The organism is Paraburkholderia sp. GAS38 (genome assembly GCF_050434965.1).
Lineage (GTDB): Bacteria > Pseudomonadota > Gammaproteobacteria > Burkholderiales > Burkholderiaceae > Paraburkholderia > Paraburkholderia phenazinium_A.
Genome location: NZ_JBNDJO010000001.1, coordinates 401,903 through 416,793, shown reverse-complemented (window position 1 = coordinate 416,793; position 14,891 = coordinate 401,903). Strand labels below are relative to the sequence as shown.

General features: G+C 61.0%; 15 protein-coding genes. 4 read left to right on the top strand and 11 right to left on the bottom strand.

Going from position 1 to position 14,891, the window contains the following annotated elements:
* Positions 1-10: 10 nt before the first annotated feature.
* Complete coding sequence (locus P3T42_RS01750; RefSeq protein WP_429304997.1) at positions 11-610, bottom strand: DNA/RNA non-specific endonuclease; 600 nt, start codon at positions 608-610, stop codon at positions 11-13.
* A gap of 462 nt (positions 611-1,072) precedes the next feature.
* Between P3T42_RS01750 and P3T42_RS01745 the strand changes: the two genes are divergently transcribed.
* On the top strand, positions 1,073-1,408 hold the full coding sequence (locus P3T42_RS01745) for a BrnA antitoxin family protein (protein ID WP_429304996.1): 336 nt from the start codon (positions 1,073-1,075) through the stop codon (positions 1,406-1,408).
* Positions 1,409-1,455: 47 nt separating this feature from the next.
* Here P3T42_RS01745 and P3T42_RS01740 read toward each other — a convergent pair whose 3' ends face one another.
* Together P3T42_RS01740 and P3T42_RS01735 are read right to left on the bottom strand one after the other, a co-directional pair.
* Entirely contained in the window at positions 1,456-2,988 is a 1,533-nt protein-coding gene (locus tag P3T42_RS01740) for a Bd3614 family nucleic acid deaminase (RefSeq protein ID WP_429304995.1), read from the bottom strand.
* 273 nt (positions 2,989-3,261) lie between these two features.
* Entirely contained in the window at positions 3,262-3,750 is a 489-nt protein-coding gene (locus P3T42_RS01735; RefSeq protein ID WP_429304994.1) for an NUDIX domain-containing protein, read from the bottom strand.
* A 259-nt stretch (positions 3,751-4,009) separates the two neighbouring features.
* Here P3T42_RS01735 and P3T42_RS01730 point away from each other — a divergent pair, with 259 nt between their 5' ends.
* On the top strand, positions 4,010-4,381 hold the full coding sequence (locus P3T42_RS01730; protein WP_074299061.1) for a YciI family protein: 372 nt from the start codon (positions 4,010-4,012) through the stop codon (positions 4,379-4,381).
* Positions 4,378-5,640 carry an RNA polymerase sigma factor gene (locus P3T42_RS01725; RefSeq protein WP_429304993.1) on the top strand — a complete coding sequence of 421 codons (1,263 nt, stop codon included), beginning with the start codon at positions 4,378-4,380 and terminating at the stop codon, positions 5,638-5,640. Before P3T42_RS01730 ends, P3T42_RS01725 begins: the two co-directional genes overlap by 4 nt.
* Positions 5,641-5,642: 2 nt before the next feature.
* On the opposite strand, the gene P3T42_RS01720 is transcribed toward P3T42_RS01725, so the two are convergent.
* A complete protein-coding gene (locus P3T42_RS01720) occupies positions 5,643-6,188 on the bottom strand; it encodes a hypothetical protein (protein ID WP_429304992.1) in 546 nt (181 codons plus the stop codon).
* A gap of 113 nt (positions 6,189-6,301) precedes the next feature.
* Between P3T42_RS01720 and P3T42_RS01715 the strand changes: the two genes are divergently transcribed.
* Complete coding sequence (locus P3T42_RS01715; RefSeq protein WP_429304991.1) at positions 6,302-7,225, top strand: LysR family transcriptional regulator; 924 nt, start codon at positions 6,302-6,304, stop codon at positions 7,223-7,225.
* Positions 7,226-7,241: 16 nt separating this feature from the next.
* On the opposite strand, the gene P3T42_RS01710 is transcribed toward P3T42_RS01715, so the two are convergent.
* The 7 genes from P3T42_RS01710 to iolG form a co-directional block, all read right to left on the bottom strand.
* Positions 7,242-8,303, bottom strand: coding sequence for a maleylacetate reductase (locus P3T42_RS01710; RefSeq protein WP_429304990.1), 1,062 nt, complete (start codon positions 8,301-8,303; stop codon positions 7,242-7,244).
* 23 nt (positions 8,304-8,326) lie between these two features.
* Positions 8,327-8,623, bottom strand: a complete 297-nt coding sequence (locus tag P3T42_RS01705) for a Dabb family protein (protein ID WP_074299071.1) — start codon at positions 8,621-8,623, stop codon at positions 8,327-8,329.
* 118 nt (positions 8,624-8,741) lie between these two features.
* The gene (gene mmsB, locus P3T42_RS01700) at positions 8,742-9,950 is read right to left on the bottom strand and encodes a multiple monosaccharide ABC transporter permease (protein WP_429304989.1); all 1,209 of its coding nucleotides are present in this window, start codon (positions 9,948-9,950) and stop codon (positions 8,742-8,744) included.
* 1 nt (position 9,951) lies between these two features.
* A complete protein-coding gene (gene mmsA, locus P3T42_RS01695) occupies positions 9,952-11,481 on the bottom strand; it encodes a multiple monosaccharide ABC transporter ATP-binding protein (protein WP_429304988.1) in 1,530 nt (509 codons plus the stop codon).
* A 92-nt stretch (positions 11,482-11,573) separates the two neighbouring features.
* On the bottom strand, positions 11,574-12,644 hold the full coding sequence (gene chvE, locus P3T42_RS01690) for a multiple monosaccharide ABC transporter substrate-binding protein (RefSeq protein WP_143788537.1): 1,071 nt from the start codon (positions 12,642-12,644) through the stop codon (positions 11,574-11,576).
* 96 nt (positions 12,645-12,740) lie between these two features.
* A complete protein-coding gene (locus P3T42_RS01685; protein WP_074299080.1) occupies positions 12,741-13,829 on the bottom strand; it encodes a Gfo/Idh/MocA family protein in 1,089 nt (362 codons plus the stop codon).
* Between the two features lie 31 nt (positions 13,830-13,860).
* Positions 13,861-14,853 carry an inositol 2-dehydrogenase gene (gene iolG / locus P3T42_RS01680; RefSeq protein WP_429304987.1) on the bottom strand — a complete coding sequence of 331 codons (993 nt, stop codon included), beginning with the start codon at positions 14,851-14,853 and terminating at the stop codon, positions 13,861-13,863.
* Positions 14,854-14,891: the final 38 nt, after the last annotated feature.

The window sequence follows — 14,891 nt, the reverse complement described above, 5'->3', positions numbered from 1 at the left end:
TAGCGTCTCCTCAGGATGCCCAACAGTTTTTAGAAACGTGTTTGGGACTTCCTTCGTGAAATTTGTACACGCCGTTGGGGATAAGAAGCGGGCCTGCGTGGTAAGCCAGTCCTTCGCCAGTGGAAATCGGAATGGGTAGGGGATAAACAAGATGCCCGGGTGATTCGGCGTAGAAAAAGTCTATCTGCAGCGATTCCGGGCAGGGCATCGGGCAATACGGATTACTCGCCGCGCCCATCGCGGCGCCGCCTACGACAATCTGAGCAGTGGAATACCGCGTCGCATCATACCGCGCGGTCACCTCGTACGTGAACTCGATGCCTGGGTTGCTTTTGACCTTCTCGTACACCATCGCCTCGAATTCATACATCACGGGATGATTGGTGCCCTCAGTCAGCGTGACGAGATTGCGTTCATCGGTTCCGCTCCCGCCGAGCTTGTTGCCGATCAAATGACCACGCTGATGATGATGCGGGCAGTCCCCCGATTGAAAACCTGGAGGGCGGATCGATTGCGCCGGCCCGGTGCCGCCGGTCATGTTCGTGGAGGTAAGAATCGCCTTGGCCTTCCAGGGCACCGTCACGCTGGTGCCATTCACATTGAGCGCCATCGAGGTGTATATCGGGTCTAGAGGCATTCTATTTTTTCCCCTTTATGGAAATTCGCTCAGGTTTTGACGCACATGTTTCTGGTGCCGTCAAAGGCCTGGTGTGGTGCATTTATCATACGTAAACTGAGTGGGATAACCAATGTGCTGACGATGCGTTGAAGCACGTTTTTTTACGCTGTCGAGATGAGGGTTGGCTGGGATGCGGAGGGTGAGGTTTGGGTCGTGGATAGGGTTGGCCGCAGGGCTTCGGGGGTGGGTGCCGAAACGGTTATCTGATTTGACATAAGATAAATTATCACTTTTTATGCGAGTATTTAAATCAAGATAGCTCCGTCACGAGATCTTTGGTTTTACGATTTGTAGCCTGCCGGAAAGGCTTCTGAAGCCTGGTCTATACAGTGCGCGACGAAACGCTTCGCGCCATCAGCCTTCGCAAGGCAAACAAACGTGAGGTGAATGATTATGTCGAGCAAACGAAACATCGTGATGCCGACCGATGAAGAGGACGCGGCGATCAATCGCGGCATCGCGGCAGATCACGACACGCGAGAACTGAGCACCGAAGAAATTCGACGGATGCGCCCCGCGCGTGAAACGCTTCCAAAGCGAATCGGTGAAGACGCCGCGGCCGAGCTGCTGAAGCGTCGCGGCAGACCGCCGGCCGACGTGACCAAGGTGGCGACTAGCGTCCGCTATGACCGTGACGTGCTCGACGCTTTCCGTGCAACCGGCGAAGGTTGGCAGACACGCATGAACGATGCCTTGCGCGACTATGCGAAGTCGCACGGCATGCTGTAACGAAGGCTCGCTTCAGTGGGGCGCGCACAGACCGGATCCGCCCTGACTTACTGAAATTCGTCCTGTCCGTCGGCGGCATCCGGCCGGGCATTGGGCAAGCCAGGCAGCCCCCGAAGCCCGGGCAATCCGGGAAGTCCCGGCAACCCCGGCAGCGCCGACCGCTTGAGCTGCCGCCCGAGCGCCTGCTCGTCCGGGTCGAGTACGAAGGGTTGCGCCCGCGGGTCGCCGCGCGGGGTGGACGGCCCCGCCGCAGCCAGTTCTCTCTGCCTTTTTTTAGATTCGTACACCGCGGCCGCAGTGTACGCTTCATCGATTTCCTGCAATTCCTCGTCGGTCAAGAGTGCAGCAATCGATAGCGAAGCCAGCGTTCCCGCCTTCAGCACACCGAACGTTTCCAGAAAATCGAGGATGTGCACCAGCGCTTTGCTCACGTTTGCGTTGGTTCCCTTTTTCTCGCTGTATTTTTGCCCTTTTCTCAGCAGCGAATTGGCGATTTTTGGAAATTCGGCGGGTGCCACGGTTTTCAACTGCATGACAATCCCCTCCCCCGTTCCAGAATTGTATTGAGTCTTTGTCAATTCAAGGGCTGCGTCCTCCCATTGACGGTGAGCCGTCTTATCGTCGGCAACGTATTTCGGCTCGAAATAGCTCCTTAGCGGCTTTGAGCCGTCCGAACCGATAAGGACGCTGACCCCGGGCTGGGATGCGTTAAGCAAGTCTAGTTCGGTACTTTTCGCGGCTCCGCCGTCATCGTCATGAGCGTGGAATATCTTGAAGCCAGCAGGCCGTGTGGGCAAACGGCCGACGATATAGGCCGCGCACATCTTGCAAGGCTTGAGCGTGGTATAGAGGCGGCAGTCGGGCGGTAACGTCACGTTTCCAGTGCGGCAGAAATAGTCGTAGATGGCCATCAATTCGGCATGAACGAAAAACTGCGCATACGAGATATTCAAGCCATAACCCAGTATCTGGCCGCTCCCGCTCACCAGAATCGCGCCGATTTTGTAGCCGCCTTTGCTTACCAGCTTGAAACGCTGATCGACCAGCGCAAATGCTGCCGCCATATATAGCCGGTGGACCTTCTTATTGGGCCTCGTATCCGCCGTCAAATCGAAACCCATAAAAAGATTCGGTATGCGGCGGCTAATTTTTTTCGGTATTCCGATCAGTCCCGCGATTTTCAGGGTGTAAGTCGTCTTCGTGGACCCCGGTGCGACGGTGTTGAAATCGAGACGTGTGACATGGACCTTATCCTTTCCGCTTTGTGTTGCCTCGAAAAACCCGATAAGCCCCCGCGCCTCCATCGATATCGGGAAAGGCGCAGGCACGCACAGTGCGAAAGTGTAATCGGCGATCTGCGCTTTCCCCACTTTCTGATAAAGACACATCAGCAGGACGCTGACGGGATCGAGCATCACGTGTTGCGCGGCGATCAGGGAGAAGACCGTCAGATCGAGAAGCGCTCCATTCTTGTCGATCAGCCCTCCAAACAACCTGCCCTGTAATTGCCCGATGTTGTCCCGGTATATCGAACCAAGCGTCACGCGCCACTGCATTGCCTTGGTGTTGTCGCTCTTCATCGCAACTCCTCGCCTGATAACCGCTTTCGAACCGCGCGGACGTCCGCCTGATACCAGCACCGGAGCGGCATGGTACACATGCTAGACCAAATTAAGGATTCGGCAAGATAAGCGCGAGTCATTGCGATTTACTAAAAAATCGCGACGTTTAAAGGATATTGCATTGAAGCTGTTCGAGCCGGCCCCGCTTATAGCTGGCGAGGCGAACCCTGCCTGCCCCACCGGCTGAAAATAGCTGAAAAGCACATCAACGGGACCCGTTGGAGATTCAAACTAACAGCTGAGATCTCCGCCGAGATACGCAGCGACCGCCCCTGTCAGCGCGATGCCGCGCAATTCCTCCGGCGATACCAGCCGCGCGTCGACAATCTCGCGATTATCGAGCCGCAACTCGGGTAGGCAATCGAGGTGCAGTTCAAAGAAATGCACCTGATCTCTTCGCCCGTCCCAATTGCCGCAGACGCTGCCCACGGGGCGTAATGGGTACGACGGCAGACCAATCTCCTCTTCCATTTCGCGCTGCGCCGCGGCATCGGGTGTCTCACCGGAATGGACACTACCGCCGGGGAAATTCCACTCCGCCCGGTACGACGACTTCACCAGCAACAGCGCCGTCCCGACGTAGATGGCGACTAGCGCGCCCTCGTGACGAGGCCGTCGAATGGACCACCAGACGCGAGCGAACCGGAATCCGAGGCGAAGCACCATGCGCCAGACAGCGTCGATAAGCAGCACCGGTCGCACTCGCTCAAAACTCGGCATGAGGTCTCTCCTTTCATGGTCAGCGTATCTTCCGGGGCGCCGCGTCGGTGCGGCGTAGGTCGTTCAGCGGACGGCGAGCCTATTGATAGAGCAACTTCTTTCCCGCGTCCACTAAACTTCAGCCATCGTAACCGGCGCAGAGGCCGGTGCGCCCTTACCGATTTTTTTCGACGCACCTGTCCGTCAGCATGCGGCCCGAGCGTCATTGTGATGGCGGCTCAAGTCGTTCAGCCGCCCTAACCCCATGACGGAGGCTCACATGCATTACCTTTTGATGATCTATTCGGAAGAAAACGGCTGGAACAAGATGACCGACAGCGAGCGGCAGCAAGGGGTTGCCGCGTATCAGGCCTACACCGAATCGCTGAAAAAAGCCGAGGTGCTGGTAGGCGCTAACCGGCTGCAGCACACGAGTACGGCCACCACGGTGCGGCTCCTCGACGGCAAGCCGCAGGTGCTTGACGGACCGTATTCCGATTCGAAGGAGCAGCTCGCCGGTTACTACCTGATCGACGTGCCCAACCTGGACGCGGCGATCGCGTGGGCGTCGCGCTGTCCCGGCGCGGCGCACGGCCTCATGGAAGTGCGCCCGGTCTGGACTGCCCCGTACGACGCGCCGTCCGTTGCATGAGTCCGTCCGGCGGCGGCCCTGACGCCGGCGCCGCCGCGCATTCGATTGCCGAGGCGGTCGCGCGCCGCAGCTATGGCAAGCTCGTCGCGCTGCTGGCGATGCGCACGCGCGACGTCGCCGCGGCCGAGGACGCGCTCGCCGACGCGTTTGCGGCCGCGCTCGCGGACTGGCCGAAGCGAGGCTGCCCCGCGAATCCCGAAGCGTGGCTGATGACGGTTGCGCGCCGCCGGGCGCTCGACGGCGCGCGTCATCGCCGTGTCGGCGACGAGGTGGTGAACCAGCTCGCGATCCTCGCCGACGAAATCGACGAGCGTGAAGCGGGCCTGTTGCCCGACCGGCGGCTTGCGCTGCTGTTCGCATGCACGCACCCTGCCCTCGAGGCGGCGATTCGCACGCCGTTGATGCTGCAGGTGGTGCTGGGGCTCGAAGCGAAGACGATTGCGTCCGCGTTTCTGATGTCGCCTGCGGCAATGAGCAAGCGCCTCGTGCGGGCGAAGAACAAGATCCGCGAAGCGCGCATTCCGTTCAGCGTACCCGAGCGCGAGGAGTTGCCTGGCCGGCTCGCTGCGGTGCTGGAAGCGGTCTATGCGGCGTATGCGGAAGGGTGGACCGATCCGGTCGGCGGCGACACCGAGCGGCGCGACCTCGCCGGCGAGGCGCTGTTTCTTGCGCACCTGCTCGTTGAACTGCTGCCCGATGAACCGGAGACGCTGGGTCTGCTCGCGCTGATGCTGTATGCGCAGGCGCGGCGCGATGCACGGCGCGATGCGGCCGGCGACTACGTGCCGCTGTCGGCTCAGGACCCGGCGACATGGGATACACCGATGATCGACGCAGCCAACGCGCTGCTGCGGCGCGCGAGCGCATTCAACTCAATCGGACGCTTTCAGCTCGAGGCCGCGCTGCAATCGGCGCATGTCTACCGCTGCCGGACGCGTCGTCCGAACTGGGACGAGATCGTGCAGCTCTACGATGCGCTGCTCGCGATTGCGGCGTCGCCGGTGGTCGCCGTGAACCGCGCGCTTGCGCAGGCGGAACGGGACGGCCCGCAGGCGGCGCTCGACGCGCTCGAGCCGTATGCGGACGATCCGCGGCTGGCCGACTACCAGCCGTACTGGGCCGCGCGTGCCGATCTGCTCGCGCGTGCCGGCGCGACGGCCGAAGCGCTCGGCGCGTACGATCTCGCGATCGGACTCGAGCGCGACCCGGCCGTGCGCCGGTTCCTGCAGCGCAAGCGCGTCGAGCTGTTATCGGCCTGACGCTAGACGGGCGCGTTGCGTTTGCCGCGCGCGGCTGCAGTTCTCGCGAAAGCCCAACCCGCACCGGTCTGAGGACGCACGAGCAAATAGAACGCTACGACGTGCGTGATCATCAGCAAGGGTACGTAGACGATCGGGATCGCGTACGTTGCGCCCAGTTGGCCCGCCACGGCGGGAAGGCCGTCCCGGATCGCGTGGTAATAGTCGGCGCTGAGGTCGATCGTCCCCACGACATTAAAGGCGAACACGAAGAACCAGAACAGCGGACGCATTCTGAAGGTGAGCAGCGCCAGCATCGCCAGCACGCCGGTCAAGAGATCGCCATACGCCGCGAACTGGGCGAAGCCGGCCGGCAGGCCGGGTCCCACGACACCGGGCAGGATGAAGACCAGCCCGAAGAAGCGGAAGCTGTGCAGCGTGGCGATGGCGCGTTGCGCGTCGGCGCGCTCCATCAACCTGAGTCTGGGTAGGACGTACACCGTGAAGCAAAGCAGCCACACGACATAGCCGAGAACGAGCTGTGTGAGGAAGAGGGCTTCGGTTGGCATGGCGGAACTCCGGTCAGGGGTGGGTCGACGCGGGCCTCGCACACCGCGCTCAGGATGAGCCGATATTAGGACTGCTTCCACGGGGCGACTATCCACGATAGTATTGACGGGTCATGAAGCAAAACTTCACAGTCCGGCAAGGCGCGCTCGACGGTGTCGAGGCCTTCCTGAGCGTTGCCCGCCACCGCAGTTTTCGTCGCGCGGCGGCGGAACTCGGGGTGACGCCTTCCGCCATCAGCCAGACGGTACGCATCCTCGAAGAGCGGGTCGGCGCCGCGCTCTTCATCCGCACCACGCGCAGTGTCGGCCTGACCGAAGCCGGCGAACGATTCCTTGCCCGGGCCAAGCCCGCCTTCGAAGAACTCGTCGGTGCAAGCGAGGTCGCGCGTGAACTCGGACAGCGGCCAACCGGACTATTACGCCTCTCGGTGCCGAGCGCCGTCGTGCCAATCGTGCTGGAACCCCTGATCGCCTCCTTCTGCCGCGCCTTTCCCGAGGTCGAGGTTGAGATCGTCGCAAGCGCGGAGTTGGTCGACCTCGCGGCCGAAGGGTTCGACGCCGGCGTCCGGATGGGACAGTTCATCGCGGCCGACATGGTCGCGGTGCGGTTAACGCAGCCGTTCCCGTTTCAGGTTGTTGGCAGCCCTGATTATCTGCGCGGGCGAAACCGGCCGGAGCGCATCGCCGATCTGCGTGACCACGCCTGCCTGCGCATGCGCCGCTCGAATGGGTCGATCGCGCCATGGCCGTTTGTCGACGGCGACAAGGCCGTTGAAGCCATCGTCTCCGGGCCGCTCATCGCGCACGACTACCCCACCCTGCTCGGCGCGGCGATTCAGGGCGCGGGCCTGGCCCAGGTGCCCGGCCCCCTTGCGGCAGCGCCGCTTGCGGACGGCCGTTTGCAGGCGCTGCTGACGCCCTTCGCCGTGACCACGCCAGGGGTTTTTCTATACCACTCGGGCAGACACCAGGTCTTGCCCAAGCTGCGCGCATTCATCGAGCACGTCAAATACCGGGGCGCCGACGCGCCGGCCTGAGGAAGCCGCGCGTTCATCACGCACGAGGCCGGCTTCCTTCCCATGCGCGTTGCAGCAATGCCCTCAGCGGCACCGCTTCTATCGGGCGCGGATTCCAATACGGATTCGACAGCGCCACCTCGCATGCCCGATCGAGGTCGCTTTCGAGCAGTCCGATCTCACGCAAGCCACGCGGCACACCGAGTTCCCGGCTCAGTTCATATAAACCGTCGGCGGCGAACTCCGCATCCACGGCACGCGCAATGCGCGACATGGACTCCGCCGCGACGACGCTGTTGTAGGCGAGCGCATGGGGAAGAACAATCGCATGCGTCTCGGCATGCGGAAGGTTGAACGTCCCTCCGAGGGTGTGGCAGAGCTTGTGATGAAGCGCCATCCCCACATTGCCGAGAACCGTTCCACAGAGCCACGCGCCGTAGAGACACTCGCTTCGCGCCTTCGGGTCGCTGCTGCTTTTCTTCACGCCACGCAGACCCTTCGAGAGCGCGCGGATTCCCTCTTCAGCCATGAGCGACATGACCGGGTTGCCATCCTTGGCGTACAAGCCTTCAGCCGCATGCGCCATGGCGTTCAGACCGCTCACGAACGAGAAATGAGCCGGTAAGCCCGCCGACAGTTCCGGATCGTAGAGCACCGTCTTCGGCAGAACTCTGGGATCGCGGCCCGTCTGCTTGAGTCCATTTTCCGTGATGCCGTAGATAGGGGTCATTTCCGAACCGGCATAGGTTGTCGGAATGGCGATAATCGGCAGGGACGACTCAAGCGCGATCGCCTTGCCGAGCCCAATCGTCGAACCGCCCCCGACGGCCACCGCACAATCTGCATCGACGGCCTTCGCATGCTCGCGCGCACGCCGGGCGTTTTCGATGGGCACATGCATCTGCGCCCCGTCGAAGACGCCCGCACTCGACGGACCGAGCAACGACGAAACGACCTCTGCCTGGGCACGCTGCTCAGGCGTGCACAGCACCAACGCCCGGCGCGCTCCCAGCGTCTCGACTTCCTGCTGGATGAGCTTCATGCTGCCGGCGCCGAACACCACCCGTGAGGCCGGCGTCGTATACGTAAATTCGTACATAAGATTTCCGATGGTTCACCGCTTCAGACGTAATCGACCTGGTGCCGGGCAATGCGGCCGTCGCCGATGATCTGTTTGACGCGCAGATGCTCGGGATGGGACGCGTATGCCTCGAGCGATTCCGGATCCTCGAACTCGGTGTAAAGCACAACGTCGCAGGCGTAATCGACCCCACTCACGTCCATGCCGACCTCGAGCTTCGTGAGTCCCGGGATCTTGCCGATCAGGCTTTCGAAGGCGCGCTTCACCAGTCGCGCCGTTTCTTTCTTCTGCTCGGCGGTCTCACCGCGAACATCCCACATAACGATGTGCTTGATCATGTCGATTCCGTGTTTGCTACTGATGTCCGTGGTCCGTGCGAACCCGCCGTTACGGATAGGTCCCGTCAATTGCTGCTTCTCGTACGCACCTTCTACCTACGCGTCCGGAATCCAACGCTCAAGCCTTGTTCTTGTTGTACACATCAACGAAAACGGCCGCGAGCAACACCACCCCCTTGATCACCTGCTGGTAGTCGACGCCAATACCCATAATGGACATCCCGTTGTTCATCACGCCCATAATGAACGCGCCCACCACCGCGCCGACCACCTTCCCGACACCGCCGGAAGCCGATGCGCCGCCGATAAAGCATGCCGCGATCACATCGAGCTCAAAGCCCGTTCCCGCTTTCGGAGTTCCGCTGTTCAGGCGGGCCGCGAAGATGAGACCGGCCAGGGCAGCGAGCACACCCATATTCACGAACGTCATAAAGCTGACAGCCGGAACGCTGACCCCGGACAGTCTCGCTGCCTTCGCATTGCCGCCCACGGCGTAGATACGGCGGCCAATGGTGGTGCGGTTCATGATGAACGTGTAGATGCCGATCAGCACACCCATGATGACCAGTACCGTCGGCAAGCCGCGATACGACGCAAGGATGGAGCAGAGAAACACAATCAGGCCGGTGAGGACGACGTTTTTCGCCACGAACATCGAGAACGATCCACTCGCCATGCCGTACCGGGTTGCGCTCGCGCGGTGTCGAAGTTCGATCACAAAGAACAGGACACCTACCAGAATGCCGAGCAGGATGGAGGTGATGTGCAGATTCTGCCCGTGAAAGACATCCGGAATGAAGCCCGAGCTCACTGCAGCGAACTCGTCCGGGAACGGCCCGATCGACTGCCCCTGCAATACGAGGTTGGTAAGACCGCGAAATACCAGCATGCCGGCTAGCGTGACGATGAACGAGGGCATCCGCCAGAATGCTATCCAGTACCCCTGGATCGCGCCAATCAGCGCGCCGGTGACGATACAGATGACAGTGGCCAGCACGTAGTTGACATTGAACTGGACCATCAGCACCGCGGCGAGCGCGCCCACCAGCCCCGCCGTCGAACCGACCGACAGGTCGATGTGACCGGCCACAATTACCATCAGCATGCCGAGCGCCATGATGACGATGTAACTGTTCTGCAGGACAAGATTCGTCAGGTTCAGCGGCTGCATCAGCACGCCGCTCGTCGACACCTGGAAGAACGCCATGATGACGATGAGCGAAATCAGCAGTCCGTATTCGCTGGCGCCACGCTTGAACGCCTGAACGATTTCGCTCTGTTTGACCACGGCTTCCTGCGGCGCCGCCGGTGAAAGTGCCTTACGCATTTTAGATGCCTCCATTTCGCATGATTGCCCGCATGATCTTCTCCTGCGAGACCTCCTCCGCCGTGAACTCGCCCACAAAGCGGCCTTCGTTCATGACATAAACGCGGTCGCACATACCAAGAAGCTCCGGCATTTCCGAAGAAATCATGACCACGCACTTGCCCGCTTCAACCGCCTGATTGATGATGCTGTAAATCTCGTACTTCGCACCCACGTCGATACCCCGCGTGGGCTCATCCAGAATGAGTACCTCAGGCCCTGAAAAAAGCCACTTGCTCAGCACCACCTTCTGCTGATTGCCGCCGGACAGATTGGCGACAACATGGGTGACCCCCTGGGCACGGATACGCAGCTTCTTCAGAAAATCTGCTGCGACGGTGCTTTCCTCGTGGTCGTTGACCACCCCGAATTTCGACACCCCCCCGAGGTTCGCGAGAGAGATGTTTCGCTGGATGTTGTCGTCGAGCAGCAGGCCGTTTCCTTTACGGTCTTCGGTCACATAGGCCAGCCCTGCCTTGATGGCCTTCCGTACCGACGAAACGTCGACCGGCTTGCCGTGCATCAGCACGGTTCCGGAAATGTCCTGGCCGTAGGTTTGGCCAAAGACGCTCATGGCGAGCTCGGTCCGTCCCGATCCCATCAGACCGGCGATGCCGACAATTTCGCCCTTTCTTGCCTTGAGATTGACGCCCTTGATGACCGCGCGATCGCGCTGGGTCGGATGCTGGGCCCGCCAGTCCCGGATTTCGAAAATCACCTCGCCGATATTCGGCACGCGCTTCGGATAACGGTCGGACATTTCACGCCCGACCATGGCCTTGATAATGCGGTCCTCGCTCACGCTTTCGGCCTTGCAGTCGAGCGCATCGACCGTCGAACCGTCGCGGATGACCGTGATGCCATCGGCCACGCGCGAGATCTCGTTGAGCTTGTGCGAAATGATGATGGACGTCACACCACGCGCCTTCAGTTCCAGCAGGAGATCGAGCAGCGTGTCGCTGTCCTTTTCGTTGAGACTGGCCGTCGGTTCGTCCAGGATCAACAGACGGACCTCCTTGGACAAGGCCTTGGCGATTTCGACCAACTGCTGCTTGCCGATCCCGAGCGTGCCCACGAGCGTATCGGGAGAGTCGCTCAGACCGACCTTCGCCAGCAGTTCCTTCGCCCTGGACCGGGAGCCTTGCCAGTCGATCACGCCCCGCTTCGACTGTTCGTTACCCAGAAAAATGTTCTCGGTAATCGAGAGCATCGGCACGAGCGCCAGCTCCTGGTGGATGATGATGATGCCGACGTGCTCGCTATCGGAGATATCCGAGAACGCGCGATCTTCACCCTCGTAGACCACGTTGCCCTGGAAGGAGCCGTGCGGATAGACGCCGCTCAAGATCTTCATCAGCGTCGACTTGCCGGCGCCGTTCTCGCCGCAGATGGCGTGAATCTCGCCTTTTTGGACTTTAAGATTGACGTTATTCAGGGCTTTGACCGCGCCAAAGCTCTTCTGAATGTCGCTCATCTCCAGAATGGTTTCCATTGCCGTATTCCTCGGGTCGATCGCGTACATGACGCGTCTGCGCAGTGCCGGACGTAACCGCCCGCCCGGCACCCGCGAAGCACAGAACCTCGTTACTTCAATTGCGCCTGCGTGTAGTAGCCGCTGGAGACGAGTTCCGACTGGAAGTTGTCCTTGTCGACCAGGACGGGCTTCACCAGATACGTCGGAACGATCTTGGCGCCGTTGTTGTAGCTCTTCGTGTCGTTCACGGGTACCGGTTTGCCGGTCAGCGCGTCGTCCACGATATCGGCCGTGATGCTGGCCAGCTTGCGCGTATCCTTGAACACCGTCGTCGTCTGGTCGCCGCGAATGATGCCCTTGACGTTCTGCAGGTCCGCATCCTGGCCTGTAACGACCGGCATCACCTGTTGAGCTGAGCCGTAACCCACCCCTTTGAGCGAAGAAATCACGCCGATGGCGATGGCGTCATTCGGCGTCCACACGGCATCGAGCCGGTTGTTGCCGTAAAACGCGCTCAGCAGATTGTCCATGCGGGACTGGGCCGTCGCGCCGTCCCAATTGCGGGTGGCGACCTTATCGAATGTCACCTGCTTGCTGCGAACCACGAATTTCCCGCTGTCGATATACGGCTTGAGTACCGACATCCCGCCGGCGTAGACCATATGCGCGTTGTTATCGTCCGACGAGCCGCCGAAGACCTCGATGTTGAACGGCGTCTTGCTGCCCTTCTTCTGCCAGGCGGCAACGATGCTCTGACCTTGCAGGACACCGACGCCGTAGTTGTCGAACGTGGCGTAGTAGTCGACGTTTTTGGTCTGGCTGATCAGGCGGTCGTACGAGATGATCTTGATGCCCTTCTGTTGCGCCAGCGCCAGTGCATCCGAAAAGGTCTTGCCGTCGATCGGCGCAATCACGAGCGCCTTGACGCCTTTGGCCAGCATGTTCTCCACCTGGTTGACCTGAGTCGGCACGTCGTAGTTGGCGTACTGGAGATCGGCGGAATAGCCCTTCGCCTTGAGCGCGTCGACAATGCTCTTGCCATCCGTGATCCACCGCGACTCCGTCTTGTCCGGCAAGGAAATCCCAATGACGCCCTTGTCCTGCGCATAGGCGGGTGCCGACACCGCGGACAAGGCGATCGAGGCGCCCAGAACCACCATAAAATGCTTGATGATGTTCATCATCTGTCTCCTGATTAGGATTACATAATTAGCTTCTGACTCACGTCAGCAGTTCCTGTCGGCAGACCTCCGCAAAGCGGTCTGCCGTTCACCCTTTTATTCGATTACGATCTCTGCGCCGGCCTGCTTCGACGATGCGAACATCGCCTCGATGACGCGGCTGATGTTGTATGCCTGCATGGCTGGCACAACCGACGGCGTACCGTTGCGAAGCGCATCGAAGAAGGCGTGCGATTCGCGGTCGAAGTAAACCGGATTGCCGATTTCAGCAATGTCGGGCGAATACTCGGTTTTCTTCGTGGCCCAGATTTCGGGGAAGCTCGTTTCCTGCCATTCGGTCCATCCTTCCGGATGAGCACCCTTCCCTGCGTCGTAGATCTTGTAGCTCGACGGCAGCGAACGGGACGACATGATGCCTTCGGTGCCATAGGCCGTGATGTCCCAGCTTTCCGTCCAGGGCAGCACGTCCCATGACATGAAGTCGACCACGACGATCTTGTCTTCGTAGTTCAGGACCGCGCCGGCGGCGTCCTCGCGAGATTCGTCGCCGTGGAAGTTCGGAAACTTCGTGATACGGGCATTGACGGAGCGCGGCATGCCGAAATGCAGAAGAATGCGGTCGACGAGGTGGCAGCCAATCACAAAGACCGCCCCGCCGATGTCGCCGGGCTGGGTCATGTGCGCCGTTGCCGCTTCGTCGTGCGAACAGCCGCCGTGCGCACGCACCTGAACCACCTTGCCGAGGCGGCCGCTCTTCAGCGCCGCCTGCATGGCGTCGACCGACGGAGCAAAGCGCCAGCAGTACCCAACCTGCACGAGACCGCCCGTCCGCTCGACCGCTTCGACGATCCGCCTCGCATCCGCCGAACTGCGGCCGGCGGGTTTTTCGCACAGCACCGACTTGCCGGCCTCCAGTGCTTCGATGGTCAGGTCGGCCATCTTCTCGCTCTTCGAGTGCACGAGAACAACGTGCACGTTGTCGTCGGCAAGAATGTCGTCTTTCGTGCGCACTTCGAGTCCAAACGCATCCACGAACGGCTCAAGTAGCGGGCTCTTATCCCACGCGCCGAGCATCCTGGCATCGGTACGGCGCTGGATTGCCTTGACCCGCCCCGACGTGTGCGGGTGGGTAATGCCGAGGCACGCCACGCCTATCGTTTCATGGGCACCGATCTTTCGCGTCATGTCCTGTCTCCTCCGGGTTACGGGTTACGCGTTACACCTTGACCGCTTTGCCCGACACCGCGGACTCGAGCGCGCAGTCGGCGAGGCGCAGGGCCTTGAGGCCGTCCTGCACCGAGGTCGGCAAGGGCGAATTCGTGCGCAGTGCGTCGACGAACGCTTCGAGTTCAGCCTTGTAGGCCGCTTCATATCGCTCGAGGAAGAAGTTCAGCAGCGGTTCGCGCACGTCGGTGGCCTCCTTCGTCCAGCGACGGATGGTCGAAGGCCGAAGGTTTTCCTGCAGGAGCATGCCCTTGGAGCCTGAAACCTCCATACGCTGGTCGTAGCCGTATACCGCTTCGCGACAGCAATTGATATGGCATTGCTTGCCCGACGCGGTGCGAAGCTGCACCATGACCGTGTCGAAATCGTCGAGCGCCGCGAGCGACGGGTCGACCAGCCGGCTCGCCATGGCCATCACTTCGACCGGTTCTTCGCCCAGCAGCCAGCGCGCCATGTCGAGATCGTGAATCACCATGTCGCGGAAGATGCCGCCCGAGTGCTCGACGTAATCGCGGGGCGGCATACCCGGATCGCGGCTGGAGATCACCACCTGGCGCACCTCGCCGACATCGCCGGCGTCGATCGCCTTGCGGAAGGCCTGGGACGTCGGATCGAAACGGCGGTTGAAAGCGAGCATGACGCGGCCACCCTGGCGCTCCACTTCGTTTGCCGCGGCGAGCGACTTTTCCATATCCAGGTCGATCGGCTTCTCGCACAGCACAGCCTTGCCCTTCGCCACGGCTTGCAACATGAACGTGATGTGGGTATCCGTCGGCGTACCGATCACCACGGCGTCGATGTCGTTGCGTTCGAGCACGCCTGCGGCGTCGGTCGACGCTTCGCAGCCGAGGCGGCTCGCCAGCGATCCGGCTGCACTTTCAACCGGGTCTGCCACTACGACCAGTTGGGCGTTCGGGTTCGCGGCAACGTTGCCGGCGTGAATGCGACCAATGCGGCCGGCACCGAGTACGGCGATTCGAATCATGTCAGTCTCCAGAAGTACGTTGTGATTTAAGGTCAGGC

Excerpts from the sequence above, each read along its gene's own strand:
- P3T42_RS01750 (WP_429304997.1), bottom strand. The coding sequence starts at position 610 with ATGGCGCTCAATGTGAATGGCACCAGCGTGACGGTGCCCTGGAAGGCC.
- P3T42_RS01745 (WP_429304996.1), top strand. The coding sequence starts at position 1,073 with ATGTCGAGCAAACGAAACATCGTGATGCCGACCGATGAAGAGGACGCG.
- P3T42_RS01740 (WP_429304995.1), bottom strand. The coding sequence starts at position 2,988 with ATGAAGAGCGACAACACCAAGGCAATGCAGTGGCGCGTGACGCTTGGT.
- P3T42_RS01735 (WP_429304994.1), bottom strand. The coding sequence starts at position 3,750 with ATGCCGAGTTTTGAGCGAGTGCGACCGGTGCTGCTTATCGACGCTGTC.
- P3T42_RS01730 (WP_074299061.1), top strand. The coding sequence starts at position 4,010 with ATGCATTACCTTTTGATGATCTATTCGGAAGAAAACGGCTGGAACAAG.
- P3T42_RS01725 (WP_429304993.1), top strand. The coding sequence starts at position 4,378 with ATGAGTCCGTCCGGCGGCGGCCCTGACGCCGGCGCCGCCGCGCATTCG.
- P3T42_RS01720 (WP_429304992.1), bottom strand. The coding sequence starts at position 6,188 with ATGCCAACCGAAGCCCTCTTCCTCACACAGCTCGTTCTCGGCTATGTC.
- P3T42_RS01715 (WP_429304991.1), top strand. The coding sequence starts at position 6,302 with ATGAAGCAAAACTTCACAGTCCGGCAAGGCGCGCTCGACGGTGTCGAG.
- P3T42_RS01710 (WP_429304990.1), bottom strand. The coding sequence starts at position 8,303 with ATGTACGAATTTACGTATACGACGCCGGCCTCACGGGTGGTGTTCGGC.
- P3T42_RS01705 (WP_074299071.1), bottom strand. The coding sequence starts at position 8,623 with ATGATCAAGCACATCGTTATGTGGGATGTTCGCGGTGAGACCGCCGAG.
- mmsB (WP_429304989.1), bottom strand. The coding sequence starts at position 9,950 with ATGCGTAAGGCACTTTCACCGGCGGCGCCGCAGGAAGCCGTGGTCAAA.
- mmsA (WP_429304988.1), bottom strand. The coding sequence starts at position 11,481 with ATGGAAACCATTCTGGAGATGAGCGACATTCAGAAGAGCTTTGGCGCG.
- chvE (WP_143788537.1), bottom strand. The coding sequence starts at position 12,644 with ATGAACATCATCAAGCATTTTATGGTGGTTCTGGGCGCCTCGATCGCC.
- P3T42_RS01685 (WP_074299080.1), bottom strand. The coding sequence starts at position 13,829 with ATGACGCGAAAGATCGGTGCCCATGAAACGATAGGCGTGGCGTGCCTC.
- iolG (WP_429304987.1), bottom strand. The coding sequence starts at position 14,853 with ATGATTCGAATCGCCGTACTCGGTGCCGGCCGCATTGGTCGCATTCAC.